This is a genomic window from Bradyrhizobium sp. UNPF46 (genome assembly GCF_006658625.1).
Taxonomy (GTDB): Bacteria; Pseudomonadota; Alphaproteobacteria; order Rhizobiales; family Xanthobacteraceae; genus Bradyrhizobium; species Bradyrhizobium nitroreducens.
In genome coordinates this window covers 83,940-109,697 of record NZ_LFJB01000003.1, presented here as the reverse complement: position 1 = coordinate 109,697, position 25,758 = coordinate 83,940, and the positions used below count along the sequence as shown (strand labels likewise).

Genomic DNA, 25,758 nt, shown 5'->3' with positions numbered 1-25,758 from the left:
GAGCGGGCAATGCGCTGGTTCGCGCAAAAGACGCGACAGGACATCTGGGACGAAGCGATCGACGCTCCGCTCGGCGACATCGAAGCCGCCGCGCGCATTCGTGCGATCTGCGATGCCGCCTCCGCGAGCGCGGCAGCTTCCGCGCGGACCGGCGAGCGCGAGCGCTATGACCGTGCGGCCCGCGTCGCGATGGAAATCGCGATGAAGATCTCCGACGAGCTGATGCGTGACGATGCGGTGCGCCGGATCGTCGATCTCTGCATGAAGGCCAATGATCTCAAGACGGCGCAGATCCTGTTTCGCGCGATCCAGGCCGCCTGGGTCCGGGAGGCCGTCCAGCGGGATCATCCGGCGGTGTCGGAGTAGATCCGGCTCGCGGTGCGTGCGAGCCGGTGCGATGTCGATGCTGGGCCGGCTCAGTACCTGCGGTTGTAGTCGCCGCGATAATGATCGCCGCCGCCGCGGCCGCCAATTCCCATGCCGATGCCGATACCAATGCCGACGCCTTGCATGACGGCGCCGGGCGGCGGGCCGGGGGGCGGCGCGCGCTCGTAGATCACTTCGTCCGGCGGCGGCCGGCGCTTCGGCGGCGTCTCGACCACCTTGCGCTTGGGCGGCGTGTCGTCGACGCGTTTCTTGATCACGGGCGCGACGCTGGGATTGATCGGCGTTGCCGGTGCCGCTGGCGTCGAGCACGGGCAGGTCGGGGCCATCGCGACGGCGACCGGGGTCGCCACGGCGGCGACGGGCACGCCATAATTGCGGTTCTGCACGCGCAAGAGCAGCCGGCGCGCGGTCGCAGCGAGGTCGCTGTTGTCCCAGTTGGCGAGATAGGCCTCGAACGAGGCGCGGGTGTTGATGGCGGTGGCACGCTCCCAGGCCAGCATCTGGCGCCGCCGTTCCAGCACGGTGCGCACGCGCGGCGTGCGGGTGTCCTGCGCGTACAGCTCGATATAGGCCTGATACGCCTCGACGGTGTCGTCGGTGATCACGAGCTCATAAGCCACCATCGCAGGCTTGCCCTGCAAGGTCTTGCGCCAGTCCTCGACGCTGCGCGTGCCGCCGGCGAGCGCCATCGCGGATGCGCCGGGAAGAGCGGGCGTGCTGCCGCTGCTCTCGCCGAAGAACTTGAAGTCGGTGGTGAGCGAGGAACTTTCCCAGGGGATCTGCCGGCCGTCAGTCGATTGCGCGACGGCGACGCGGATGCGCTTGAACACCTCCTCGATCGGCAGATTGGGCTGCTTGGCGATGGTCAGCGCCGCCGTGGTGTAGGGGCTGTCGATGCCGGAGCCGTCCTCGGCTTCGGCGCCGGGCGAGGTCGAATAGGAAATGAAGGAGCCGGGCGCGCCGGCCTTGGTGTCGACGATCGCAAGGCCGTGGCCGGCGCCGCTCAGTGCGGGGAACGGGTTGTTGCGGCAGGCGTCGAGCATGAAGATGCGTGCCCGCGTCGGCAACGCGCCGAGCGTGTTGAGCAGGTCGTTCAGGCGCACGCCCTGGAGCGGAATGTCGGCCTCGCGCTTGGGATCGAGATCGACCGGAACGAGATAGTTCTCGCCGTCGATCTGCAGCCCATGGCCGGCATAGAACACCAGCGCGACGGTGTCGGCGCCACTGGCGCTGACCTTGCCGGCGAAATCGGAGATCGCCGTGCGCATCTCGCTCTGCGCAAGATTGGCCGCCGTGGTGACGTTGAAGCCGGCATTGCCAAGCAGCTCCGTCATGCCCTTGGCGTCGTTGGCGGCGTTGGGCAGCTCGGGCACCGTGCGATAGGCGGACTGGCCGATCACCAGCGCGAGCCGCGCCTCGGCGGCGGCGTCGGTAGGGGTCGTCAACTGGGTGAGGGCCAGAATGCCGGAGGCTAGAAATAAACTGGAAAAAACTGGACGGCGCATGGTGTCACCTCCATAGGCAATGCGTGCGATGATGCCACTTTTTCTAGAGGGCCGCCATGAGTCTGTCTGTGCCCTAAATCACGGTTCGGCTGCGGCAAAATGGGGCAGGTTGTCTGTCGGAGCCGGATCCTGTCGTTCTGTGCTCATCCATGTGAATTGCGCATTGATCCATACGACAATTGGATTGATGTGGCCTTTTGCGCGACTGCGCTCGTTGCGACGGATGTCGCCGCAGGTCGATCGTCATCGCAAATCCCAAGGGAATCCTCGTCATCAGCCGTGCTTGCGGGCTAACGCTGCGCGCGCTGTACGGTTCGATGGCTGCCGGGCTGCCGCGCTTGCCTGTGCCGTCGCTTTGGCCATACAGTTCAGGCAACAGGCTGCGGCAACGACCGCGCCGTACAAAAAATAAAGTGGGAGAAGCCGCACCATGACCATTGTGCCTGCGAGCCGTCGCGCGTTCATCAAGTCATCGGCGGCGGTCACCGCCGGTCTCGTGCTCTCTCCCGCCATCGTCGGCCGCGCCGAAGCCGCGACGCTGAAGCTGAAATGCTCCTCCTCGCTGCCGAACGATCCCAAATTCGCCAACGGCCGTGTCTACTACGACAATCTCGTCAAGAACCTGAAGGCCAACGGGCTTGGCGAGCAGATCGAGGTCGCCTTCTTTCCCGACAACCAGCTCGGTCAGGAGATCGACGTCATCAACTCGGTGAAGCTCGGCGTCATCGATCTCATGGTGTCGGGTTCCTCGATCTCGGCCAATCTGGTGCCCCTGGTCGGCACCTACGATCTCGGCTTTCTGTTCTCGAGCTTCCCGCAACAGACCAAGGCGTTCGACGCCGGCGCGGCCAAGCCGATCGAGGACGCCCTTCTCAAGGGCGGCAACATCCGCATCATCGCCTGGGCCTATAATTTCGGCTCGCGCAGCGTGCTGGCGAAGAAGCCGGTGAAGACCCCGGAGGATCTCGCCGGCCTCAAGATCAGGACGCTGCCCAATCCCGTCATCACCGAATGCCTGCGGCTGATGGGCGCCGCCGCGACCCCGCTGGCGTTCGGCGAGATCTACACGGCCTTGCAGGCCGGCGTGCTCGATGGTCTCGAGCACGATCCGCCGACCATCCTCGCCAGCAAGTTCTTCGAGACCGCGAAATTCTACGCGCTGACGCAGCACAATTTCTCGCCGCTCGCGATCTACTTCAGCGACATGACCTACAACCGCATGGACCCGAAGCTGCGCGAGGGCTTCCTCGATGCGGCGAAGAAGGCTGCGGTCGACACCCGCGCCCACGGCCTTGCGGTCGAGAAGGAAGCGCTGGCCGCTCTGACCGAAAAGGGCGTGACGGTCGCCGAATGCGACCGCGAGGCCTTCAAGAAGCGCGTGGCGCCGCAGATCGAGAACTTCATCAAGGCGCGGCCGGAGTCCAAGGCCGTCATCGACATCATCCGCGCGACGCAAGCTTGAGATGACGATCACAGCCGCCGTGCCCGTCTCGGGCGGCCGCCATGGCAGTGTCGCCCTGCTGCTTCGCTTCAGCGACGCGATTGCGGCCATCCTGCTCGCCGCCGATCTCGTGGTGGTCTGCGTTTCCGTGCTGCTGCGTTTCTTCTTCAACGCGCCGGTCGAGTGGTCGGACGACGTCGCGCGCGGGCTGATGGTCGGTTCGGCCTTCTTCGGCGCGGCGAGCGCGCTCGCGCGCGGCGAGAATGTCGGCGTCTCCTTCTTCCGCGATCTCTTGCCGATGCGGCTGCGCGCGCTGGTCGATGCCGCCAGCGCATTGCTGATCGTGCTGATCTCCGGCTACGTCGCCTACAACGCCATCAAGCTGGGCTCGCTCACCGCCGGCCAGACCACCGGCTCCGGCCTGCCGCTGGAATTGACCTTCTACCCCATGGGCATCGGCGCGCTGTTCATGACGGTCTTCGCAATCGACCATCTCTGCGCGCGCCCGTTCCCCGATATCGTCCGCGGCCTGATCGCGATCGTCGTGGTGACCGGCCTCTATCTCGCCTGGGACTACCTGTCGCCATCCTCGGTGCCGTCGGCGGGCACGCTGATGCTGATCGGCTTCTTTGCGACGCTGTTCGGCGGCTTGCCGATCGGCTTTGCATTGGCGCTGGCCGCGCTCGTTTTCATCTGGGTCGAGGGCGCGCTGCCCGGCGTCATCTTCGCCCAGCAGATGGCGCGCGGCATCGACAATTTCGTGCTGCTCGCGATCCCCTTCTTCATCCTGGTCGGCTACCTCATGGAAGCCAACGGCATGTCGGTCCGCCTGATTGAGCTGTTGCAGCGCGGGGTCGGGCGCATGCGCGGCGGGCTGAACGTCGTGATGGTGGCGTCGATGGTGCTGTTCTCCGGCATCTCGGGCTCGAAGATGGCGGATGTCGCCGCGGTCGGCTCGGTGCTGATCCCTGCGGCCCGCCGCTCCAGGCAAAATCCGGGCGGCGCGGTGGCGCTGCTCGCTGCCTCCGCGGTGATGGCGGAAACGATTCCGCCCTGCATCAACCTGATCATTCTCGGCTTCGTCGCCAACCTGTCGATCGGCGGCCTGTTCGTTGCCGGCCTGTTGCCCTCGGCGCTGATGGCGGCTGTCCTGATCGCGGTGTCCATCATCTTCGGCAAGCGGCCGGACAGGGGCGAGGAGGTCGAGCCGCAGATGCCGGTGTCGGGCCTGTGGAGCGGCGCGATCGCATCCTTCGGCCTGATCTTCATGATCTTCTTCGGCTTCAAGAGCGGCTTTGCCACGGCGACGGAGATTTCGGCCTTCGCCGTGGCTTATGCACTCGTTGTCGGCAGCGTGGTGTTTCGCGAGCTCAGCTTCAGATCGGCTGCGCATAGTTTCGTCCAGGCGGCGACCCGCGCCGGTCTCGTGCTGTTCATCGTCGCCGCCGCGCAATCGCTCGCGTTCACGCTGACCCTGCAGCAGGTGCCGCATGCGGTCGGGGATTTCATGCTCGGATTGTCAAAGACCTCGGGTGTCTGGCTGTTCATCCTGCTGGCGATCGCCGTGCTGATCGTGATGGGCTCGGTGCTGGAAGGCGCGGCCGCGCTGATCATCTTCGGGCCGCTGCTGCTGCCGGTCGCGGTGCAGCTCGGCGTCGATCCCCTGCATTTCGGCGTCGTCCTGGTCATCGCCATGGGCATCGGCCTGTTCGCGCCGCCGCTCGGGCTCGGGCTCTATGGCGCCTGCCTCATCGGCAACGTGCCGATCGAGCAGACCGTGAAGCCGATCATGGGCTATCTCGGCCTCCTGTTCCTCTGCCTGCTCGTCATCGCCTTCGTGCCGTGGCTGTCGACCGCGCTGCCGCGGGCATTCGGCTACTGAAGGAGTTTTGTCGTGAAGGTCCTGCTCGCGCACACGCCGGAGATGCGGCGCAATTACTACGGCGATCGCAGCCTGAACGGCCTGCGCGCGGCCGCCGAGGTGATCCTGCACGAGGGTGACGATCCGCTCGATGCCGCCGGCCTCGTCCGCGCCGCCGATGATGCCGACATCATCGTCGCCGATCGCATGACCGAAGGGCGCGGCGAGATCTTTGCGCAACTGCCGCGCTTGCGGGCCTTCGTCCGCTGTGCCGTCGACATCCGCAACGTCAATGTCGAGCAGGCCTCGAAGGCGGGCGTGCTCGTGACCCGCGCCGGGCCGGGCTTCGTTCAGGCGGTCGCCGAGCTCGCACTCGGCTTCATGGTCGATCTCTCCCGCGGCGTCTCGCGGACCACGGCGGACTACCAGGCCGGCCGCAAGCCGGAGGCGCGGATGGGGCGCCAACTCGCCGGCAGCAGGATCGGCATCATCGGCTATGGCAGTATCGGGCGCTATCTCGCCGAGATCGCGAAGGTGCTGCGCATGGAGGTGCTGGTTGCCGATCCCTTCGCCGATGTCGGCGACAGCGCGATCAGGCACGTCGGCCTGGACGAGCTGCTCGCTGCGTCCGATTACGTCGTCTGCCTCGCCATCGCCAACGAGCAGACCGAGAACCTGATCGGCGAGGCGGCCCTGGCGCGCATGCAGAAGCACGCGTTCTTCATCAATCTCTCGCGCGGCAATCTCGTCGACGAGGCCGCGCTGGCGCGTGCGCTGCTGGAGCATCGCATCGCCGGCGCCGCGATGGACGTCGGCCGCGCGCCCGACCAGATGCCGACGCCCGAGCTGGCGAAGCTGCCGAACGTGATCGCCACGCCGCATGTCGGCGGCCTGACGCCGCAGGCGATCGAATATCAGTCGCTGGAGACCGTGCGTCAGGTCGAGGCCATCGTCAAAGGCGAGGTTCCGCCGGGCGCCGTCAACGCCGACCGCTGGACGCGGCGGCCCTAAAGCCGATCCCAGCCGACAGCACCGCTCTCTCCGTTCCCTCCCCCCTTGTGGGGGAGGGGCAGGGAGGGGGTGCCACACGGGGATTCTCTCCGTCACGCACTGACCGGTGCATCGCTAGCAACAAGCACCTTTTCCTGGGCCACCCCTCTCCCTAGCCCTCCCCCACAAGGGGGGAGGGAACGCACTTCCGTCGGGGCGCTGGTGGAGTTTCATCGGAACAGACACTACAGCCGGTCCACCGCCTTGAACGTTCCGTCCTTCTGGATCACCGTCAAAAACACTTTCGGGGGCGTATCGATCATGCGCATGCCGACGGTGACGATGCTGCCGCTGATGTCGAAGCGCCCGACATCGTTGATGGCGCGGAGCAGGCCCGCGCGGGTCGGTTTCGGCCCGGCCATCTCCAGCGCCGCGGCCGTGAGCCGGCCGGAGAGATAGCCTTCCAGCGACACGAAGTCCGGCGTCAGCGTCGGGTCGAACGCCTTCTGCGCCGCCTGGTAGTCGGCGACGAGCCTGAGCGAGCGATCCCATGGAAACGGCACGACCTGGGAGACGATGACGCCTTCACCCTCGGGGCCGAGCTCCTTGGCAAGCGCATTGGCGCCGACGAAGGAGACGTTGACGAAGGTCGGATAGAAGCCGCTGCGGTGCGCCAGCTTGATGAACTCGGCGCAGGGCCCGTAGGTCCCGACCATCACGATGGCCTCGGGTTCGGCGCGCTTGATCGTCCGCCAGGCGGCCGTGACCGCGCGGGTGTTGCGCTCGAACGTGCCTTCGGCGGCGAGCTCCAGGCCGCGCTTGGCGAGCGCGCGCTTGACGCCGACCAGACCGTCGCGGCCGAAGGAATCGTCCTGGTAGAAGATGGCGATGCGGGTGAAGTGGCGATCCTCGGTGAGGTGCTTGATCCACGCTTCGGCCTCCGCGCCATAGCTCGCGCGGATGTTGACGACGTTCGCGAGCTCGAGGTCGCGCAGAAATTCAGCGCCGCTGAACGGACCGATGAAGGGAACGTTCCTGGCGCTGGTGATCGGAATTGTCGCCATCGCGGTCGGCGTGCCCACGGCGCCGATCAGCGCAAACACCTTGTCGTCCTCGATCAGATGCAGCGTCTGCGACACCGAGCGGTCGGGATCATAGCCGTCGTCACGGCTGATGAGCTGAAGCTTGCGGCCGTGGACGCCGCCTTTGGCATTGATCTCGGTGAATGCCGCGACGATGCCTTGCCGCATTCGCTGTCCGAGCGCGGAGGAGGGGCCTTCCAGCGCGGCGGCCTGGCCGAACAGGATCGCATCCTCGGTGACGCCGGCCTCGTCGCCTTTCGCCGGGAGCATCGCTGTGGCCAGCAATGCGATGGTCAAGGCGAGATAGGTCGCGGATCGCGATCGTGTCATGAGAATGATTGCCGGATGCTCGATGCCGTTGCAGGAACGATAGGTCTGCGAGGCTGAACAGGAGGCTAACTCCGTGCCGTGGGGAGGCTCCGTAAGACTTCGGGGAAAACCGGCAACTTATCTCCAGACTCCGGTAATTCGCAGGGCAATCGTTAACTAAGCCGAGCAATGCGGAGCCGCCGGGTTCCGAAATTGTGCAGTTCTTAACCGCGGCCTTGTTCCGATAGCCGCGCCGGTACCTCAACCAGAGGTTCGGTTCGTCGCGGATAGGGGACGGCGGCTTCAAGATGGGCGATCGCGATCGGAACGATCAGGATCGGAGACGCATGACCGGATGGTGGCGTGTCGCGCCGCTGCTCGGACTCTATCGCCCTGCGCTCGTCGCTATCGCCGTCGGTCTTCTGTTCTCGGTTGCGGGCGCGGCCGCCGTGGCGCGGTGGGAGGATCGCGTCAACAGGATCGAGTTCGAGAACGCGGCCGAGACCGAAGCGATCGTCATGCAGAACGGCATGGGCGAATACATCTCCCGGCTGGTCGCGCTGCGCACGCTGTTCGAATCGACCAACGACGAGGTCACCCGCAGCGAATTCGAGACCTTCAGCGCCCGCCTGTTCGAGCGCCATCCCGGCATGCTGCGCATTGCCTGGCTGCCCCGCGTCAACCGCAAGGAGCGCGCCGAATACGAGGCCGCGGCGATCTCCGACGGCGTCTCCGGCTATCGCATCAAATCGCTGCAGGGTGAGGGCTTCGCGACCGCGCCGCAGAGCGATGAGTATTTCCCGGTGTTCTACTCGACCCAGCCGAAGACCTCGACGGTCTACGGCATGGACTATGCCACCGTTCCGGAGCGCCGCGCGGTGCTGGAGCGCGCCCGCGACAACGACAGGATTGCGGCCCTTCGCACCCGCCTGTTCGAGCCGAAGGAGGGCGGCCGGCTGCCCGACGTTCTCGTTGCCATTCCCGTCTACGCCAAGGGTACCTCGCGTGAGACGGTTGCGGACCGGCGCCGCAATCTCGCCGGCTTCGTGGTCGGCGTCTTCGACCTGCCCCTGCTGATCCAGGGCATTCGCGTGACCACCGGTGCAAGCCCGGCGGTCAGCATGAACGTCTATCCGCCCTTCACGGCGCAGATCGTCAGCCTGGAGCAGATGCTGCCGGATTATTCGTCGTCGGCCACGGCGCCGCGGTCGATGCGGGATGTCGCGCGGGCGCTGCACTGGTCGGGCAGCCTCAAGATCGGCGATACCGATTGGCAGGTGCGTGCGGTGCCGACCGCCGGCGGTCCGCTGGAGACGACTTACGATCGCGCCGGCGCGGTCCTGGTCGTCGGCATGCTGCTGACGCTGTCGCTCTCGACCTATCTCATGCTGGCCAGCCGGAACTCGCGGCGGCTGTCGCTGGCCAACCGGCGGGTGCTCGAGCTCGCCCAGACCGACACCCTGACGGGACTGCCGAACCGCGCCTACTTCCTCACCCGGCTCGACGAGATGAACAGCCAGCTCGGCGTGCGGGGCCTGCCGTTCTCGATCCTGATGCTCGACCTCGACCGCTTCAAGAACGTCAACGACTCGCTCGGCCACGGCGCCGGCGATGCGCTGCTGCGCCAGGTGGCGCAGCGGCTGAAATCCTCGGTGCGCGCGAGCGACGTACTGGCGCGGCTCGGCGGCGACGAGTTCGCCATCATCCAGGAAGCTGGCGAGGATCAGCGTGCCTGCTCGACCGAGCTCGCGGCGCGGATCGCCAAGCTCCTGACCGAACCGTTCCACCTGCCCGGTCACCGCGTCGAGATCGGCACCAGCATCGGCATCGCCATCGCGCCGGATCACGGCAGCGATCAGGAGCAGCTCCTGAAGAAGGCGGACCTTGCGCTCTATCGCTCGAAATCGGCGGGCCGCAACTGCTTCACCATCTACGACGAGGCGATGTCGGCCGAGCTGGAGGCCCGCAACACCCTGGAGGGGGATCTGCGCGATGCCATCGCGCAGTGCCAGCTGGAGGTGCATTACCAGCCGTTCATCGACGCGCTCAGCGGTGCGCGGCGCGGCTTCGAGGCCCTGGTGCGCTGGCGCCATCCGACGCGCGGCCTGATCCCGCCGGACCAGTTCATTTCGCTCGCGGAGGAGACCGGGCTGATCGTGCCGCTCGGCGAATTCGTGTTGCGGCGCGCCTGCGCGGATGCAGCCGGCTGGCCCTCGGACCTCGCCGTCGCAGTCAACCTGTCGCCGATCCAGTTCAAGGAAGCCGAGCTGTTCGAGGTAATCTGCGCGGCGCTCACCGATTCCGGACTGTCGCCGCAGCGGCTCGAGATCGAGATCACGGAATCCGTGCTGCTGGAGCGCGGCGTCGAAAATCTCGCCTTCATGCAGCGCCTGAAGCAGCTCGGCATCGAGCTCGCGCTCGACGATTTCGGCACCGGCTATTCGTCGCTGAGCTATCTGACGACCTTCCCGTTCGACAAGATCAAGATCGACAAGTCCTTCATCAGCAACCTCACGCATCAGCCGCGCAGCTCCGCCATCATCTCCTCGATCGTGACCCTGGCGCGCGGGCTCGACATGTCGGTCACCGCCGAGGGCGTCGAGACCCGCGAGGAATACGAGCGGCTGAAGGCGCTCGGCGTCAATTTCGCCCAAGGCTATCTGTTCGGCCGCCCGCAGCCGATCGAGCGGATCCTGTTCGACGCTCCCGTCAAACGGTCGCGGCGCGACGCCGCCTGAGCGCATCGCCTTCGCGCACCCGGAATAAGAGGTCGTCATGCCCGGGCTTGTCCCGGGCATCCACGTTCTTGGTGCCAAGTAGCGAGACGTGGATGGCCGGGACAGGCCCGGCCATGACGCTGTGGAAGCGTCTGCATCTCGGTCAGCGGTCACGCGCGAAAATCGCTTGACCCGGATGGCCCCGGATGGTCGGTAGAACCATCTAGGGGTGAAACAATCACATCATGCGGCTTCCGTTCTTCTACGGCTGGGTCGTGGTCGCCGTGACCTTCGTCACCATGGCGATCGGCGTCAACGCGCGCACCGCCTTCTCGCTGTTCTTTCCGCCCATCATCTCCGAATTCGGCTGGGAGCGCGGCGTCACCGCCGGTGCGTTCTCCTTCGGCTTCGTGGTGTCGGGGGTGGTCAGCCCGCTGATCGGCCGCCTGATGGACCGCGCCGGTCCGCGCGCGGTGATGGAGCTCGGTGTGGTGCTGATGGGCGGCGGGTTGCTGCTCGCGCCGCTCACCAGCGCGCCCTGGCATCTCTACGTCACCATCGGCGTCATGGTCGGCGCCGGCTCGGTGTGTCTCGGCTATTCCGGCCAGTCGCTGTTCCTGCCGAACTGGTTCATCCGCAAGCGCGGCTTCGCCATCGGCATCGCCTTCGCGGGCGTCGGCATCGGCTCGGTGACTCTGCTGCCATGGGTGCAGCACATGATCGAACAGACCGGCTGGCGCACCGCCTGCACCGCGATGGGCCTGCTCATCCTCGTCGTGCTGGCGCCGGTTAATTTGCTGCTGCACAAGCGCCCGCAGGACATCGGCCTCGAACCGGACGGCGATGCCGCTCCGGCTGCGGGCGGCGCGCAGCCGGTCTCCAACGTCGTCGATCCCGATTGGGTCAATACCGACTGGACGCTGAAACGCGCCGTCGCGACCGCACGCTTCTGGTGGATCGCGGTCGGCTATTTCTCCGGCCTGTACATCTGGTACGCGGTGCAGGTGCATCAGACGAAATTCCTGCTCGACATCGGCTTCAGCTCGTCCGTCGCGGTGTGGGCGCTCGGCATCGTCAGCCTGCTCGGCATTCCCGGCCAGATCGTGCTGGGCCATGTCTCCGACCGCATCGGACGGGAGTGGGTCTGGGCGATCAGTTGCGCGGGCTTCGTCATCTGCTTCGCCGCGCTGATCGCCTTGAAGTATCAACCCTCGCTCTGGCTCGTCTACGCCATGGTGTTCGCGCAAGGAGCGCTCGGCTACGGCCTCACCTCGATCATGGGCGCGGTGGTGTTCGAGATCTTCCAGGGCAAGCACCAGGGCAGCATCTTCGGCACGATCATGCTGGCGGCGCTGGCGGGCGGTGCGGCCGGACCGTGGGTGACCGGCCTGCTCTATGATCGCGCCGGCGACTACACACTCGCCTTCGGCATCGCGATGGTCGTGAGCGGATTGTCGGCGCTCGCGATCTGGCGGGCATCGCCGGGGAAGGTGCGGGCCGTCGCCGGCCGACTGCCCAAGCTCGAGGCGGGAGCCGGCGGAGCAAGCCCGTAGAACTTCCTGCCAAATGCCGTGGCACTTCTTCGCGCAATCTTAAGCATCCCGCATCTTGGTAGGCCGCTACCGGAGTGCGCCAACTTCTTGGACACCACCGCAGCGCTAGGCTCGTGACATTGTCATATCTTTGAGATGTTCCTGGGTCGAATGATGTCCGCTCGCGATTGCCATGCGATCGAAATGCCGGAAGTCCTGTTGGCTGCGCTCGATCAGGCGGACGACGGTGTCGTCATCGCCGGTGAGGATGGCCGTATCGTCCACTTCAATGCCGCGGCCGAGCGGATCTGGAAGCTCGCCCGCGCCGACGTGCTCGGCGCCGACGTCGGCATTCTCACCCTCAAATGCCTTCAGGCCGATCGGGCCGCGGAGTTTCGCGATGAGATCAGCCTCGTACGGCGCGACGGCAGCCGGGTCCGCGCGGCCATATCGCTGTCGTCCATCGTGCGCGAGGGCGCGACCTACCGCCTCGTATTCGCGCGCGACGTCACCGGCGAAGCCGAGCGCCGCGTTAGAATCGGGCTTCTTCATGCCGTCTCCGACCAGACCAACCGGGCCGTGATCATCGCGGACACCGACCAGAACATCGTCTACGTCAACTCGGCCTTCACGACGCTGTTCGGCTACACCAGCACCGAGGCCGAGGGCCGCCGTGCAGGTGAGCTGATCGCCGGCTGCCACACCGACCGTAAGGCGGTCGCCAAGCTGGTCCAGCACCTGATGCGTGGCGGCCGCCGCTGCGAGGTCGAATTGCTCGCCTACGACAAGGACGGCGAGGAGATCTGGGTCTGCGCGCGGATCGACGCGTTCCGCGACAAGAAGGGCCGGGTCAAGCACATCTTCGCGCTGCTCGAGGACATCACCGAGACCAAGCAGCTGCGCTCGCTGCAGCAGCTCATCATGGGCTCGCTCGCGGACGAAGTGCCGATTACCGACATCGCCGACAGGCTCTGCCGCCGCGTCGAGGAGATCGCGCCCGATGTGGTCTGTTCGCTGCTCCACGTCGACGCTGCCGGCCTGATCCACCCGCTCGGCGGGCCCTCTCTGCCCGAGGATTATTCCCGCGCGCTGGACGGTGTTGCGATCGGCCCCAATGTCGGCTCCTGCGGCACCGCTGCCTTCTACGGCGAGCCGGTGCTGGCGACGGACCTCGAGACCGATCCGCGCTGGCAGCCCTACAAGGCGATGCCGCTCGCGATCGGCCTGCGCGCCTGCTGGTCGACCCCGGTCAAGGCCAAGGACGGCCGGGTCATTGCGACCTTCGCCTTCTACTACCGGGAGCCCCGCGCGCCGAGCAATTGGCACCGGCGCATCGTCGACGCCTGCGTCAACCTCGGCGCCTTCGCGATCGAGCGCAAGGAAGCGCGCGCCGAGATCGCGCGGCTCGCCTATCACGACATCCTGACCGGGCTGCCGAACCGCGCGCAGCTGCGCAACCTGATCACCACGGCGATCGATGCCTGCCCGACCGGCAGCCACGTCGCGCTGGCCTTCCTCGACGTCGATCATTTCAAGGACGTCAACGATACGCTCGGTCATGCCGCCGGCGACGAGCTCTTGATCCAGCTCGCCCAGCGCCTGCGCGAGCAGATCGGCCCAGAGGACATGCTGGGACGCCTCGGCGGCGACGAATTCGTTATTCTGCTGCCGCAACGCAATGCCGAGAGCGCCGAGCGCGTCGCGGCCGGGATCACCGAAGCGCTGGCCGCGCCCTTGCGGCTCGGCTCGAAGCTGATGCAGATGTCGGCCAGCATCGGCATCAGCCTCTATCCTGATCATGCGACCGACATCGACACGTTGATGCAGCAGGCCGACGCCGCCATGTACATGGCCAAGCAGGCGGGACGTTCGACCCATCGCATCTTCAGCGCCGAGATGAACGGGCTCACCGAGCAGCGTCTGGCGCTGATCGCAGCGCTCCGCCGCGCCATCGCGGAAGGCGCGCTGAGCCTCAGCTACCAGCCGCAGATCCGCAGCAGCGACGGCGCGATCCACGGCGTCGAGGCACTGGCCCGCTGGCATGATGCCGTGCTCGGCGACGTCTCTCCGGCAAAGTTCATCCCGCTTGCCGAGGAATGCGGTCTGATCGAGCAGATCGGCCTGTGGTCGGTGCGCGAGGCCTGCCGGCAGATGGCGAACTGGCGCCGCGCCGGGCTCAACATTCCCTGCGTGTCGGTGAACCTGTCGCCGATCAATTTCCGCAGCGTCACGCTGGCGGCGCGGCTCAAGGACATCCTTTCCGAATACGATCTGCCGGCGGACGCCTTGATGCTGGAGATCACCGAAGGCGCGTTCATGCAGGACAGCGTCGCCGCGCTCGAGACGATGAATGCGATCCGCGAGCTCGGCGTCGGCCTCTCCGTGGATGATTTCGGCACCGGCTATTCCAGCCTCAGCCGCCTCGCGCATCTGCCGATCCGCGAGCTCAAGATCGACCGCAGCTTCATGCGCGACATCGAGCGTGACGCTGGCGCACTTGCCATCGCCACCGCCGTGGTGCGCGTCGGCCAGGGCCTCGGCATGACGGTCGTCGCCGAAGGCGTCGAGACCGAGGGCCAGCGCAGGACGCTGGCCGAGCTCGGCTGCGACGTCGTGCAGGGTTTCCTCTACGCCCCCGCGCTTGCTCCCGTCGCCTTCGAGCGCTGGCTGATCGAGCACTGCGCCGAGCAGGCGAGGGCGATGCTGGGACGGCTGGAGGTGGCGGCGGGCGGGGATGCGGTGAGGCGGTCGGCGTAGGGCGCTTTCAAACCTTCGTTAGCGCGCCAGACGGCCGCACCGACAGTAGCTATCCGCCGGCCGGTAATGCTAGGATTGCAGCTGCAGTCCTTGCAATTTTTGGTTGGATCGTGGAATTCCTTCGGAATCGCGCCAAGACGTTCGTTGTTCTCGGCTGGGTCTTCTTTGCGGTGTCGATCCCGATATGCCTGTCTATCAGCGTGGGCGCGGGAATCAGTAGATTTTATTTTCCAACGCATCCGGGGGCTACGCTGAATGCGTTTGACGCTAGAGCCTCTAATCTGGTTCTCGTTGCTGGTGCTCTTGCCGCTGTGGCATCGTCGATCGCACTTGCCCTGAAATTCCGTGCCACCGCGTCCCTTTTGGTTCTTGTGACTTGGGGCGCGGCCGTTGCTGGCACACAGGTGGCTCGCTCGTTTGTGAAGCCCGGACCGGAATACTTCGAACGGCACGTCGGTTCGGAAGTCTTCTTCGTGCCTTGGCAATACGTTCCAGCGGGACCAGGAGCGTCCGTCAGAGAAATCTCAAACGAGAATGGTTTCTCTGCCGCACTCTGTCTGCCCAGTCTCAAGGGGCGGGCCGAGAATGATTGCACCTTCATTCGGCAGCTCAGTGTGTTGCCAGACGGGGAAAGCATTGCTGATTTCGATTTGGAGAATTGGCGCAAGCATCGGATCGAAATGAGTCCCGGTCCAGATCGCAGCGGGTACCAATCTTTTAGTTTGAGCTACACGGCGCAACCTGGCGGGCCTACGCGAATCCAACATTACCTCGCCCGCCTCAACCCCGACGGACAGCTTACGCGACTTGTCGTTTGCCGGCTCGAGGACGAAAAGTCCTGCAGGCACCACGCGCTGGTGGGTAAGTATTGGCTTGGGTACGACGCAGGCCTTTCAGAAGCTGACGATGCGCTCGACCGCAAGCTGGCGGCCCTAATCGAGTTGTGGCGGCGCAAGTAGCATACGGCCGGATCCGGCAGACGGGGTCCCGGGCCTCGCCGCTCGAACGTCTGGTCGAAGCGGTTGCCCTATCCTCACCCCGACGCCAGCCCCGTCCTCCGCCGCAGATCCGAGATCGCGCGCAAGAAGCTGTCGGCCGGCGTCGTCTCCGGATCGATCAGCCGGTGCAGCCGAAAACCGTCTTCCAGCGCCAGCACCACCGATGCCATCCACGACGGGTTGAGATTGCTGTTCCTGCCGTTGCTCTTCAACGTCGCCTCGACGATGTCGGCGATCAGCTTGCGCCGCGCGCGCAGGCGTTTCGCAAGGTCGGGCCGGCGCTTCTCGGCGCGCGCGACGAACAGGATCATCTCCATGTGCAGCAGCGGCGAGCGGCCGAGCGGATCCTGCTTGCTGCGGTCCATCGTCTTCAACGCCGCGATGAAGTCGTCGAGATTGTCGTGCTGGGCGAGGATGTCCATGTTGCGCCGGATCGATTGCTCGACATGGTCCTCGAGCATGGCGATGATCAACTCGTCCTTGCTCTTGAAGTTCGAATAGAACGCGCCGCGGGTGAAGCCGGCGGCCGCGGCGATCGCCTCGATGCTGGCGCCGCCGATGCCGTCCTCCTCGAACACGCGCGCGGCCGCCTCGAACAATTTGTCGCGCGTATCGTCCCTGGTCGGCCTGGTTCTCACCCTTGACATCGGAGCAGGGTAGGGCAGAATGCAACTCGATACAACAATGTATCGAGTTTAAGAATTCCAGGGATGGTTACGCCGGGCCGTTGGGGCTGTGCTCGTCGTATTCGGGTCATGCGGCAACCGATTCGAGGTCACCATGAACGAGCACGTGCAAGGCGCCGGCGGCGCACCGCTGTTCAACCCGTTGTCGCCGGATTTCATCCGCGATCCCTATCCGCATTACGACCGGCTGCGCACGGTCGACCCGATCCATGTGACGCCGTTCGGCCAGTTCGTCGCCAGCCGCCATGCCGACGTCAGCCTGGTGATGCGTGACAAGCGCTTCGGCAAGGATTTCGTCGACCGCTCCAAGCGCCGCTACAGCGACAAGATCATGGACGAGCCGGTGTTCCGCAGCATGAGCCACTGGATGCTGCAGGCCGATCCGCCCGACCACACCCGCCTGCGCGGCCTCGTCGTGAAGGCCTTCACCGCGCGCCGGGTCGAGGACATGCGGCCGCGCATCCAGCAGATCGTCGACCAGGCCATCGATGCCGTGATCGACCGCGGCCACATGGACCTGATCGAGGATTTCGCCTTCCGCCTGCCCGTCACCATCATCTGCGAGATGCTCGGCATCCCCGAGGACCATCGCGAGGTGTTCTACAAGAGCTCGCGTGACGGCGGCCGGCTGCTCGACCCCGTGCCCCTCACGCCGGAGGAGATCAAGAAGGGCAACGAGGGAAACCTGATGGCGCAGATGTATTTCCAGCAGCTGTTCGAGCTGCGCCGCAAGAATCCCGGGGACGATCTCACCACCCAACTCGTGCAGGCCGAGGAGGATGGCAACAAGCTCACCAATGAGGAGCTGACCGCCAACATCATCCTGCTGTTCGGCGCCGGCCACGAGACCACCGTCAATTTGATCGGCAACGGCCTGCTCGCACTTCACCGCAATCCCGACCAGCTTGCGCTGCTCAAGGCGCGTCCCGAGCTGATGGAAGGCGCCATCGAGGAATTCCTGCGCTACGATTCCTCGGTGCAGATGACCGGACGCGTCGCGCTGGAGGATATCGAGGATCTCGGCGGAAAGAGGATCCCCAGGGGCGAGACCGTGCTGTGCCTGCTCGGCTCGGCCAACCGCGATCCGGCGGTCTATCCCGATCGCCCCGACCGGCTCGACGTCACGCGCCAGAATGTGAAGCCGCTGTCGTTCGGCGGCGGCATCCATTTCTGCCTGGGTGCCCAATTGGCGCGCATCGAGGCCGAGATCGCCATTGCAACGCTGCTGCGGCGGCTGCCCGATTTGCGCATCGAAGACGTCGAAAACCCGGAATGGCGGCCGACCTTCGTGCTGCGCGGCCTCAAGCGGCTGCCGGCGAGCTGGTGAGGCGCCCCACCCGTTAACCTCCGCGCGCAACAGTCGCTGTGACTTCGCCACACTTCCCCCTATATAAGGGGCTGTTCCGGCACGCCTGAAGTCCACGAAGGCCAGGGTTTGGTCCGGGTGCCGGTTTGGCCGAGGGGAGACCCGTGCAGACGACGCTGCTCGGATTGGCGATTGCCTTCATCATTGCGCTGCTGGCCGCGCTGATCGGGCCTTACTACGTCGACTGGAACCAGTTCAGGCCCCAGTTCGAGGCGGAGGCTGGCAAGATCATCGGCGTACCGGTGCGGGTCGCGGGTGAGCTCGACGCGCGGCTGCTGCCGGCGCCGACGCTGCGGCTGCGCCAGGTCACCTTCGGCGGCAACAACGATCTCGGCCGCCTGCGCGCCGACAAGCTCGACGTCGAGTTCAGCCTCTCCTCCCTGATGCGCGGCGAATGGCGCGCCACCGAGCTTTCGGTGGGCGGCATGGCGGTGGATCTCGGCCTCGATGCGCGCGGGCGGGTCGATCTGCCCTCCACCGCGAGCGGCACCTTCAATCTGGCCTCGCTCGCCATCGAGCGGCTGAACCTCACCGGCCGCATCGCCCTGCACGATGCCGCCAGCCGCTCGACGCTGGAGCTGAACGACATCACCTTCTCCGGTGACGTCCGCTCGCTCGCGGGCTCGGTGCGCGGCGACGGCGGCTTCACCGCCAACGGGGTGCGCTATCCGTTCCGCGTCTCGTCCGGCCCGAGCGCCGACGGCAACGCCACCCGCCTTCACCTCAACATCGATCCCGGCGAGCGCGCCATCCTCGCCGATCTCGAAGGCGTGCTCGCCTTCGACAATCGCCTGCCGAAATTCGACGGCGCGCTGACGCTGGCCGTGCCTGCGGTGAGGAAGGCCGGCGAGACGGGGCCGACGCCCTGGAAGCTCACGACCAAGCTCAAGGCCGATCCCGCCGGTGCCAAGTTCGAGCAGATCGACGCGAGCTTCGGCACCGAAGACACCGCGCTGAAGCTTGGCGGCGTCGGCGATATCAGGTTCGGTGCCTCGCCGCTGCTGCGCGCGGTGCTGTCGGCGCGCCAGGTCGATGCCGACAGGCTGACGGCCAAGGACGACGCCGAGCCGCTCCGTATCCTGCCGGCGCTGCGGGCGGGACTCGCCGCCATTCCGCAGGCGCCGATCCCGGCGCAGATCGAGTTCAACTCCGACCAGATCATGCTCGGCGGCCGTCCGCTGCAGAACATCACGGCCGAGCTTCACACCGACGGCAGGTCCTGGACCTTTCAGCGGCTGGAGCTGCGCGCCCCCGGCATGACGCAGCTCTCGCTCAACGGCGCGACGCCGGGCGCCGACAGTTTCAGCGGCCGTCTCAGTGTGGAATCGTCGGACCCCGATACGCTGGTGGCCTGGCTCCAGGGCCGCAGCGAGATCAACCGCCGCAGCACGCGGCCGCTGCGCCTCGCCGGCGACGTCACGATCGCAGCCAATCATCTGGCCGTCGACAGGCTGAAGGCCGACATCGAAGGCGGCACTGTCGAGGGCCGCATCGCCTTCGTGCAGACCGGCGCGAGCAAGGGCTCGCGGATCGACGCCGACCTGAAGGCCGACCGGCTCGATCTCGACGCCGCCGCAAGCTTCGTGCGCGCGCTCGCCGGCCCGCAAGGCGAATGGCCGGAAGAGGCGAAATTCTCGCTCGACGTCGGCCGCGCCATCTCTGCCGGACAGGAACTGCGGCCGTTCGCGGCCAGGCTTGCCTACAGCCCCGCAGCGCTGTCGCTGGAGCAGCTGCGCTTCGGCCAGGCCGGCGGCGTCACCACCGAGGCGAGCGGCAGCTTCGACCGCGCCAAGGTCACCGGAAAGCTCGCGCTGAAATCCTCCGCCAATTCGCTGCGCGAGCTCACGGCGCTGCTCGAGCCGTTTGCGCCCGCGGTGCGCGCGCGGTTCGATGCCTTGCCGTCGCTGCCCGGCGCCACGCGCCTCAAGCTCGACCTCAGCCTCGACAGGAATGCCGAGCATGCCGATCGCAGCAATGCCCGCGCCGTGCTCGATCTCGACGCGCCGCAGCTCAAGGCGACCGCGACGCTGGCCGCGCAGACGCCGGCCGCCGCCATTGGCGGCATCGACCTCGATCGCCTGCGGAGCAGCGACTTCACGCTGGATTCGAAAGTCTCGACGCCGCAGGCCGGCGCCCTGCTGGCGCTGCTCGGGCTCGATCGCTTGGTGGCCGCAGGCGAGGGCGCTTCGCAAGTCGAGGGCAAGCTGACCGGGGCCTGGCGGCGGCCGCTGCAATTGAATGCAAAGCTCAGCGGCGGCGGCCTCGATGCCGACGCGCAAGGCAGCGTCGAATTGTCGGAGCCGAAAGCCAGCGTGAACTTGCGCGTGCGCAACGTCAATCTGGCGCCGCTGCTCGGCACCAGCCTGACCGACAAATCGGCGCAGAACGTCAGTCTGTCCTCCCGCGTCGGCCTCTCCGGCAACCGCCTGACCTTCGATGATCTCGACGGCAATGCGGCCGGCTCGCACCTGCGCGGTCATCTCGCTGTGACGCTCGATCAGGATAGAAGCGTCGACGGCGAAGTCGGTCTCGATACGCTCGATCTTGCGCCGGCGCTCGCGATGGCGATCGGCGCAGCCGGGCATGATACGGGCGAGCCGTTGAGTGCAGGGCTCATCACCGGCTGGCGCGGCCGGGTCGCGTTCCAGGCGTTGCGCGGGACGTTGCCCGGCGGCCTCGAGCTGCGCCCCTTTGGCGGCACGATCCGCAGCGACGGCCAGTCGCTCGCGCTCGATGCGCTGAAGGGCGGCCTCGGCGGCGGCGAGATGTCCGCGAGCCTCGATGCGCGCAACGGCGCCAATGGGCTGGCGTTGAGTACCCGCATCGAGCTCAGCAACGTCGATGCGGCGACGCTGCGCTACCGCGATCTCGCGCTGCCCAAGGGCCGGGCCTCGGTGCAGATGGCGCTGACCAGCCAGGGCCGCAGTGTCGCAGCGCTCACCGGCGCGCTCGCCGGCAACGGCACGGTGACGCTGGACTCCGCGGAAATCAGCGGCCTCAATCCGCGCGCCTTCGAGATCGCGATCCGCGCCAGCGATGGCGGCCAGGTCAGCGACGACAACCGCTTGCGCCAGCTGGTCGAGCCCGCGCTTGCCGCCGCACCGATCGCGGTGGCCTCGGCGCAGATCCCGTTCACGATCCGCGACGGCCGTCTGCGCGTCGGCGCGACGCCGCTGGAAGCGAAGAACGCCCGCGCCATCGTCTCCGGCGGCTACGACATTCCCGCCGACCAGGCCGACATCCGCGCCAGCCTGACGCCGATCATGACCGGCCTCTCCGGCGCCCCGCCGGAGATCCAGCTGTTCGCGGCGGGGCCACCCGACAAGCTCAATCGCACCATCGACCTTGCGCCGCTGTCGTCGTGGCTCGCGGTGCGCACGATCGACCGCGAGACGCGCCGGCTGGACGCGATCGAGCGCGGCGAACCGCCGCCGGCGACCGCGGCGCTGCCGACGCTGGTGTCTCCGGAGGCCGCGCCCGAGCAGGCTCCCGCCAACGTGCCGCTGCCGGGCCAGGATCCGCGCCGCATGCCGTCGAAGCCGAAAGCCGCACCGACGCCGAAGGCCCCGCAGGCCGCGCCCGCCGCACCGAGCCCGCCGCTCGCCAGCCAGCAGCTCGCACCGCTGCCCCCGGCCATCGACGTGAAGCCGGCCCCGGGCCCGCCGCCCGCAAAACCCAAGCCGAAGCCGCCGCTGGTGCTGACGCCACAGAATCCGTGAGGCGCCCCCGTCATGCCCGGGCTTGTCCCGGGCATCCACGTTCTTATCACCGTGCGGCAAGTCGTGGATGGCCGGGACACGCCCGGCCATGACGCCGGAGAGGCATCGGTGCTTACAAGCCTGTTCGGCGCACCTTTCGCAGCCCCTAACCCATTCCCTCGCATTTGAATGAATTCTGCCCGGCAAAACTGATTTGCCGATTTTACCGAATTCTCGCGTTTGATCTCTAGCTTCAGTTCCCAGAGGAATCCGCTGTCCCGCCACGAGCGGCAGGACGGCTCGCCAAATAGCTCGCCAAGAACTGGGGTGATCGAGATGAACGGGGCGAAATCGCTTCTACAGGATCTGGACGACGCGATCGCGCGCGGCAGCGACGAAAGCCGGGCGAGGGCGTTGTGGCATGCGACCGACATTCTGATCACCGGCCGCTACAGCGACGACGAGATCAGCATGTTCGGCGACGTCATCGGACGGCTCGCCGACGAAATCGAGGTCGCCGCGCGGGTGCAGCTGTCGGAGGTGATGTCAGCGTGCGATCATGCGCCGTTCAACGTCATCGAAAAGCTCGCCCTCGACGACGAGATCGAGGTCGCCGGTCCCGTGCTGCGCGACTCCAACCGCATCGACGAGAAGATGCTGGTCGAGAGCGCCATGACCAAGGGGCAGTCGCACCTGCTCGCGATCTCCCAGCGCAAGTCGATCGGCGAAGCCGTGACCGACGTGCTGGTCAAGCGGGGCAACCAGGAGGTCGTGACCTCGGTCGCCAAGAACGAGGGCGCGCGCTTCTCCGGCTCGGGCCTTCTGCACATGGTTCGCCGCGCCGAGGGCGATTCGATCCTCGCCGAGCAGCTTGGCCTGCGCAAGGACGTGCCGCGGCACATCTTCCAGCAGCTCATCTCGAAAGCCTCGGAGGACGTCCGCCGCCGCCTCGAGTCCGAGCGGCCCGAGATGATGGCGCAGATCCAGAGCTCGGTGACCGAGCTCACCGGCGATCTTCAGTCCAAGTTCGGTCCGTCCTCGCGCAGCTATTTCGTCGCCAAGCGCGTGGTGACGACGCAGTACCGGCAGGGCAACCTGAATCAGGATTCCATCTCGAATTATGCGCGGCAGCACCGCTTCGACGAGGTACAGATCGGCCTGTCGCTGTTGTCGTCGCTGCCGGTCGACGTGATCGAGCGCGCGCTGATGGACCGCAACCGCGAGATGATCCTCGTCCTGTGCAAGGCGCTCGACTTCTCCTGGGATACGACGATGTCGCTGCTGTTCCTCGGCGCCAAGGATCACCTGATCACGGCGCGCGACCTCCAGGACAACGAGCGTGAGTTCGGCCGGCTCAAGATCGAGACCTCGCGCAGCATCTTGAAGTTCTACCAGTCGCGCAAGACCGGCACGGGCGCCGATGCGGGCCGTCAGCCCGAGCTCCAGGTTCACTGACACCTGCACCAAGGACCTGCACTAAGGACAGGGGAGTATCTGCAATGTTGCCTCAATTCGGCACTGCCGTTCGCAAGAAGAACCTCAACAGCGCCGTCACCGCCGATCTCGGCGGCGGCGCGCCGGACAAGGCCTCGGTGGACGCGGCCTGGCTCGTGCTCGAAGCCGCCAACGATCTCGGCGACCACGCCGCGATCGAAGCCTGCCGCCGCGTCATCGACGCCGAGCTCACCGGCACGGTGGCCGGCAGCGCGGACGTCGATCTCGTGCTGGGATATTTCCGGTAAGGGCTTTGTAGGGGGAAGGCGCACTTGCGCCGTGCCCACCATTGATCCCGCTCATCGCAAGCCGTGGGCATGCTACGCTTCGCTCACACTGAGAGCTGCGAGTGTGCCACGCCGCTCCTTCTTTCACTGCCGGATGCGGTACATCACACCATCAATGCCATTACGCTTCGTGCTCTTCTCGAGAAGGTAGTTCAACTTCTCCAGCACGCGGCGAGACGCGCCGTTCTCGACATAGACGAGGCCGATCAGGGACGGCAGCATGAGCCGTGACAGCCCGATCTTCGTCAACGCGGTCGCGGTTTCGCTCGCAAATCCCCGACCCCAGAATTCGCGTTTGAACGCGTAGAAAATCTCGATCTCGTCCACGTCGTCGACCAGGATATGGCGGATGCCCGCCCGTCCCGCGAACGCCCCCTCGCGCGTTCGCAGTGTCCAGAGGCCGAACCCGTGCCGGTCCCAATGCGCCATGTTGACGTCGAGGTAAGCCTTCGTCGTCTCCGCCGAACGCACGCCGCCGAGATAACGCGACACTTCGGGATCCTGGTGGAGCGCGACGAGGTCGGCGAGGTGACTTTCATTCAGCCTCCCGGCGGTCAGTCGGTCTGTGACGAAGTGGTCCATGGAATCAGACGGCGGCTTCAACGTTGGTTGCGACCTCGCGTGCGGCGCCGTCATCGGGCGCCAGATATTCCCCAATTGGGCCATCGCGCGAACGAGAGGACCGGTCCCTCATGGCTTCTAACACAACCTAACAGGCAATCTTCGCAGCGTTCGGTCAATGTCACCCCATGAAAGTGGTCGAATTTCGAAAAGGCACGACGACCGACGGGGAGATATCATGACGTCCAAGACATCGAGTGAAAGGCTGCCACGATCCGCGGACGTTTCTCGCCGCGGCTTCGTGGGTGGCTTGTCGGCGGGCCTCCTGGGGGTCGCTGCGAGCGAGGTTGCCCGGGCAGAGACACTGGCCGACGTCCCTGATCGCGCGCCAGGCGCCGATCTCAGCGCGCACAGCGAGCGCTCCCGTTTCGCCAGGCTCGACCGCATTCCCGAGGCTACACCGGGCAAGCGCAACATCGATCCGAGCGATGCCATCAACTCCAAGACGCCGCACCAGAAGCTGGTCGGCAATATCACGCCGACCGATCTGCATTACGAGCGCAGCCATTCCGGCGTGCCCGACATCGATCCCGCGCAGCATCGGCTGCTCGTTCACGGCATGGTGCGGAAGCCACTGGTGTTCAGCGTCGAAGACCTGAAGCGGATGCCCTCGGTCACTCGAATCGTGTTCATCGAATGCACCGGCAATGGATGGGAAAACTGGAAGAAGGCCGATCCGGACCTGACGGTGCAGAACACGCATGGCCTCGTCAGCACCAACGAGTGGACCGGCGTGCCCCTGAAATTCCTGATCGACCTCGTCGCCAAGGACAAGGGATCGACCTGGATGCTGGCGGAGGGTGGAGACGGTGCAGGCGTCGACCGCAGCATCCCGCTCACCGACGAAATCGTGAACGAGGCTTTCGTCGCCTATGGACAGAACGGCGAGCCGCTGCGACCCGCGCACGGCTTTCCGATGCGGCTGGTGATGCCTGGCTTCGAGGGCAACCTCAACATCAAATGGCTGCGCCGCCTCAAATTCGGCAACGCGCCGTGGATGACGCGCTGGGAGACCGCGCGCTACACGCAGTTGCTGGCGAACGGCAAGGCACGGCAATTCCAACTGAGGATGGAGACCAATTCGGTGATCACGCAGCCGTCCGGCATGATGCAGATTCAGCCGGGCTACAACCGCATCTCGGGTCTCGCCTGGAGCGGCCATGGCAAGATCGCCAAGGTCGAGATCTCGACCGACGGCACCCGGACGTGGAAGCAGGCGCAATTGGCTCAGCCGGTATTGTCCAAGGCGCAGGTGCGTTTCCAGATGGATTGGGACTGGGACGGCAAGCCGACCAGGATTGTCAGCCGCTCGACCGACGGGCAGGGCAACGTCCAGCCGGACCGGCAGACCTTCATCGCCGCGATGGGGACCAATGCCCTGTTTCACTACAATGCCCAGCAGACCTGGAGCATCGACGAGGCCGGGAGGGTCCGCAATGTCCTCGCATGACAAGATGTTTCTCGCCGGCATCCTCACATTCGGCCTGCTCGCCGCACCCGCGTTGGCGTTCGACTTCGGCCGTCCGGCAACGCCTGCCGAGATCAAATTGTGGGACATCGACGTCGGCCCGGATGGCAAGGGCCTGCCCGACGGCAGCGGCACGGCAGTGCAGGGCAGGCAGATATTCGCTGACAATTGCGCGGCCTGTCATGGCGACAACGGCCAGGGCGGCATCAAGGATCGTCTGGCCGGCGGACAGGGCACGCTTGCCTCGAACATGCCCGTCAAGACCGTCGGCAGCTTCTGGCCCTATGCGACGACCTTGTTCGACTACATCCATCGCGCAATGCCCTATCCGACCCCGGGCTCGCTCAGCACCGACGAGACCTATGCCGTCACCGCCTACATCCTGAGCCTCAACGGCATCGTTCCAGCCGACGGCAAGGTGGACAAGGAAAGTCTGCCGAAGATCAGGATGCCCAATCGCGACGGTTTCGTTCCACAACCGGAATTCGATCCCGCCAAGCTGTTCCGCAGGAAGTGAGCGGGCGATGAAGCTTCCGATATTGATCAGGATTCTCGTTCT

General features: G+C 66.1%; 18 protein-coding genes. 14 read left to right on the top strand and 4 right to left on the bottom strand.

Annotated elements, in window-relative coordinates:
• Window positions 1-9: 9 nt before the first annotated feature.
• Window positions 10-366 carry a hypothetical protein gene (locus tag UNPF46_RS01845; RefSeq protein ID WP_142248840.1) on the top strand — a complete coding sequence of 119 codons (357 nt, stop codon included), beginning with the start codon at window positions 10-12 and terminating at the stop codon, window positions 364-366.
• Window positions 367-416: 50 nt separating this feature from the next.
• Here UNPF46_RS01845 and UNPF46_RS01840 read toward each other — a convergent pair whose 3' ends face one another.
• The gene (locus tag UNPF46_RS01840; RefSeq protein ID WP_142248839.1) at window positions 417-1,892 is read right to left on the bottom strand and encodes a caspase family protein; all 1,476 of its coding nucleotides are present in this window, start codon (window positions 1,890-1,892) and stop codon (window positions 417-419) included.
• A 430-nt stretch (window positions 1,893-2,322) separates the two neighbouring features.
• Between UNPF46_RS01840 and UNPF46_RS01835 the strand changes: the two genes are divergently transcribed.
• The 3 genes from UNPF46_RS01835 to UNPF46_RS01825 are packed head-to-tail and all read left to right on the top strand — an operon-like array spanning window position 2,323 to window position 6,205.
• Window positions 2,323-3,354: a TRAP transporter substrate-binding protein gene (locus UNPF46_RS01835; protein ID WP_142248838.1), complete on the top strand. Its 1,032-nt coding sequence runs from the start codon at window positions 2,323-2,325 to the stop codon at window positions 3,352-3,354.
• 1 nt (window position 3,355) lies between these two features.
• Window positions 3,356-5,215: a TRAP transporter large permease gene (locus UNPF46_RS01830; protein ID WP_142248837.1), complete on the top strand. Its 1,860-nt coding sequence runs from the start codon at window positions 3,356-3,358 to the stop codon at window positions 5,213-5,215.
• 12 nt (window positions 5,216-5,227) lie between these two features.
• Entirely contained in the window at window positions 5,228-6,205 is a 978-nt protein-coding gene (locus UNPF46_RS01825) for an NAD(P)-dependent oxidoreductase (RefSeq protein ID WP_142248836.1), read from the top strand.
• A 224-nt stretch (window positions 6,206-6,429) separates the two neighbouring features.
• Here the strand turns inward: UNPF46_RS01825 and UNPF46_RS01820 are convergent, their stop codons facing one another.
• Window positions 6,430-7,596, bottom strand: coding sequence for an ABC transporter substrate-binding protein (locus UNPF46_RS01820; RefSeq protein WP_142248835.1), 1,167 nt, complete (start codon window positions 7,594-7,596; stop codon window positions 6,430-6,432).
• Window positions 7,597-7,922: 326 nt separating this feature from the next.
• Here UNPF46_RS01820 and UNPF46_RS01815 point away from each other — a divergent pair, with 326 nt between their 5' ends.
• The 4 genes from UNPF46_RS01815 to UNPF46_RS01800 all read left to right on the top strand — a co-directional run bounded on the left by UNPF46_RS01815 (window position 7,923) and on the right by UNPF46_RS01800 (window position 15,540).
• Window positions 7,923-10,313: a bifunctional diguanylate cyclase/phosphodiesterase gene (locus tag UNPF46_RS01815; protein ID WP_245448505.1), complete on the top strand. Its 2,391-nt coding sequence runs from the start codon at window positions 7,923-7,925 to the stop codon at window positions 10,311-10,313.
• Window positions 10,314-10,537: 224 nt separating this feature from the next.
• A complete protein-coding gene (locus UNPF46_RS01810; RefSeq protein WP_142248834.1) occupies window positions 10,538-11,845 on the top strand; it encodes an MFS transporter in 1,308 nt (435 codons plus the stop codon).
• Window positions 11,846-11,998: 153 nt separating this feature from the next.
• Complete coding sequence (locus UNPF46_RS01805; RefSeq protein WP_142248833.1) at window positions 11,999-14,581, top strand: EAL domain-containing protein; 2,583 nt, start codon at window positions 11,999-12,001, stop codon at window positions 14,579-14,581.
• 110 nt (window positions 14,582-14,691) lie between these two features.
• Window positions 14,692-15,540 (top strand): hypothetical protein, encoded by an 849-nt coding sequence (locus UNPF46_RS01800; protein WP_142248832.1) that lies wholly within the window; start codon window positions 14,692-14,694, stop codon window positions 15,538-15,540.
• 74 nt (window positions 15,541-15,614) lie between these two features.
• Here UNPF46_RS01800 and UNPF46_RS01795 read toward each other — a convergent pair whose 3' ends face one another.
• Window positions 15,615-16,226, bottom strand: a complete 612-nt coding sequence (locus UNPF46_RS01795; RefSeq protein WP_142248831.1) for a TetR/AcrR family transcriptional regulator — start codon at window positions 16,224-16,226, stop codon at window positions 15,615-15,617.
• 133 nt (window positions 16,227-16,359) lie between these two features.
• Between UNPF46_RS01795 and UNPF46_RS01790 the strand changes: the two genes are divergently transcribed.
• From UNPF46_RS01790 to UNPF46_RS01775, 4 genes are all read left to right on the top strand, one after another.
• The gene (locus UNPF46_RS01790) at window positions 16,360-17,592 is read left to right on the top strand and encodes a cytochrome P450 (protein ID WP_142248830.1); all 1,233 of its coding nucleotides are present in this window, start codon (window positions 16,360-16,362) and stop codon (window positions 17,590-17,592) included.
• Window positions 17,593-17,735: 143 nt separating this feature from the next.
• Window positions 17,736-21,350 carry an AsmA family protein gene (locus UNPF46_RS01785; protein ID WP_142248829.1) on the top strand — a complete coding sequence of 1,205 codons (3,615 nt, stop codon included), beginning with the start codon at window positions 17,736-17,738 and terminating at the stop codon, window positions 21,348-21,350.
• Window positions 21,351-21,665: 315 nt separating this feature from the next.
• Window positions 21,666-22,784 carry a DUF2336 domain-containing protein gene (locus UNPF46_RS01780; protein WP_174719247.1) on the top strand — a complete coding sequence of 373 codons (1,119 nt, stop codon included), beginning with the start codon at window positions 21,666-21,668 and terminating at the stop codon, window positions 22,782-22,784.
• A gap of 44 nt (window positions 22,785-22,828) precedes the next feature.
• A complete protein-coding gene (locus UNPF46_RS01775; protein WP_142248828.1) occupies window positions 22,829-23,071 on the top strand; it encodes a hypothetical protein in 243 nt (80 codons plus the stop codon).
• Window positions 23,072-23,194: 123 nt separating this feature from the next.
• Here UNPF46_RS01775 and UNPF46_RS01770 read toward each other — a convergent pair whose 3' ends face one another.
• Window positions 23,195-23,692 carry a GNAT family N-acetyltransferase gene (locus tag UNPF46_RS01770; RefSeq protein WP_142248827.1) on the bottom strand — a complete coding sequence of 166 codons (498 nt, stop codon included), beginning with the start codon at window positions 23,690-23,692 and terminating at the stop codon, window positions 23,195-23,197.
• A gap of 217 nt (window positions 23,693-23,909) precedes the next feature.
• On the opposite strand from UNPF46_RS01770, the gene soxC reads away from it, so the two are divergent.
• Window positions 23,910-25,181, top strand: coding sequence for a sulfite dehydrogenase (soxC, locus tag UNPF46_RS01765; protein ID WP_142248826.1), 1,272 nt, complete (start codon window positions 23,910-23,912; stop codon window positions 25,179-25,181).
• Window positions 25,168-25,716 carry a c-type cytochrome gene (locus UNPF46_RS01760; protein WP_100180658.1) on the top strand — a complete coding sequence of 183 codons (549 nt, stop codon included), beginning with the start codon at window positions 25,168-25,170 and terminating at the stop codon, window positions 25,714-25,716. Before soxC ends, UNPF46_RS01760 begins: the two co-directional genes overlap by 14 nt.
• Window positions 25,717-25,758: the final 42 nt, after the last annotated feature.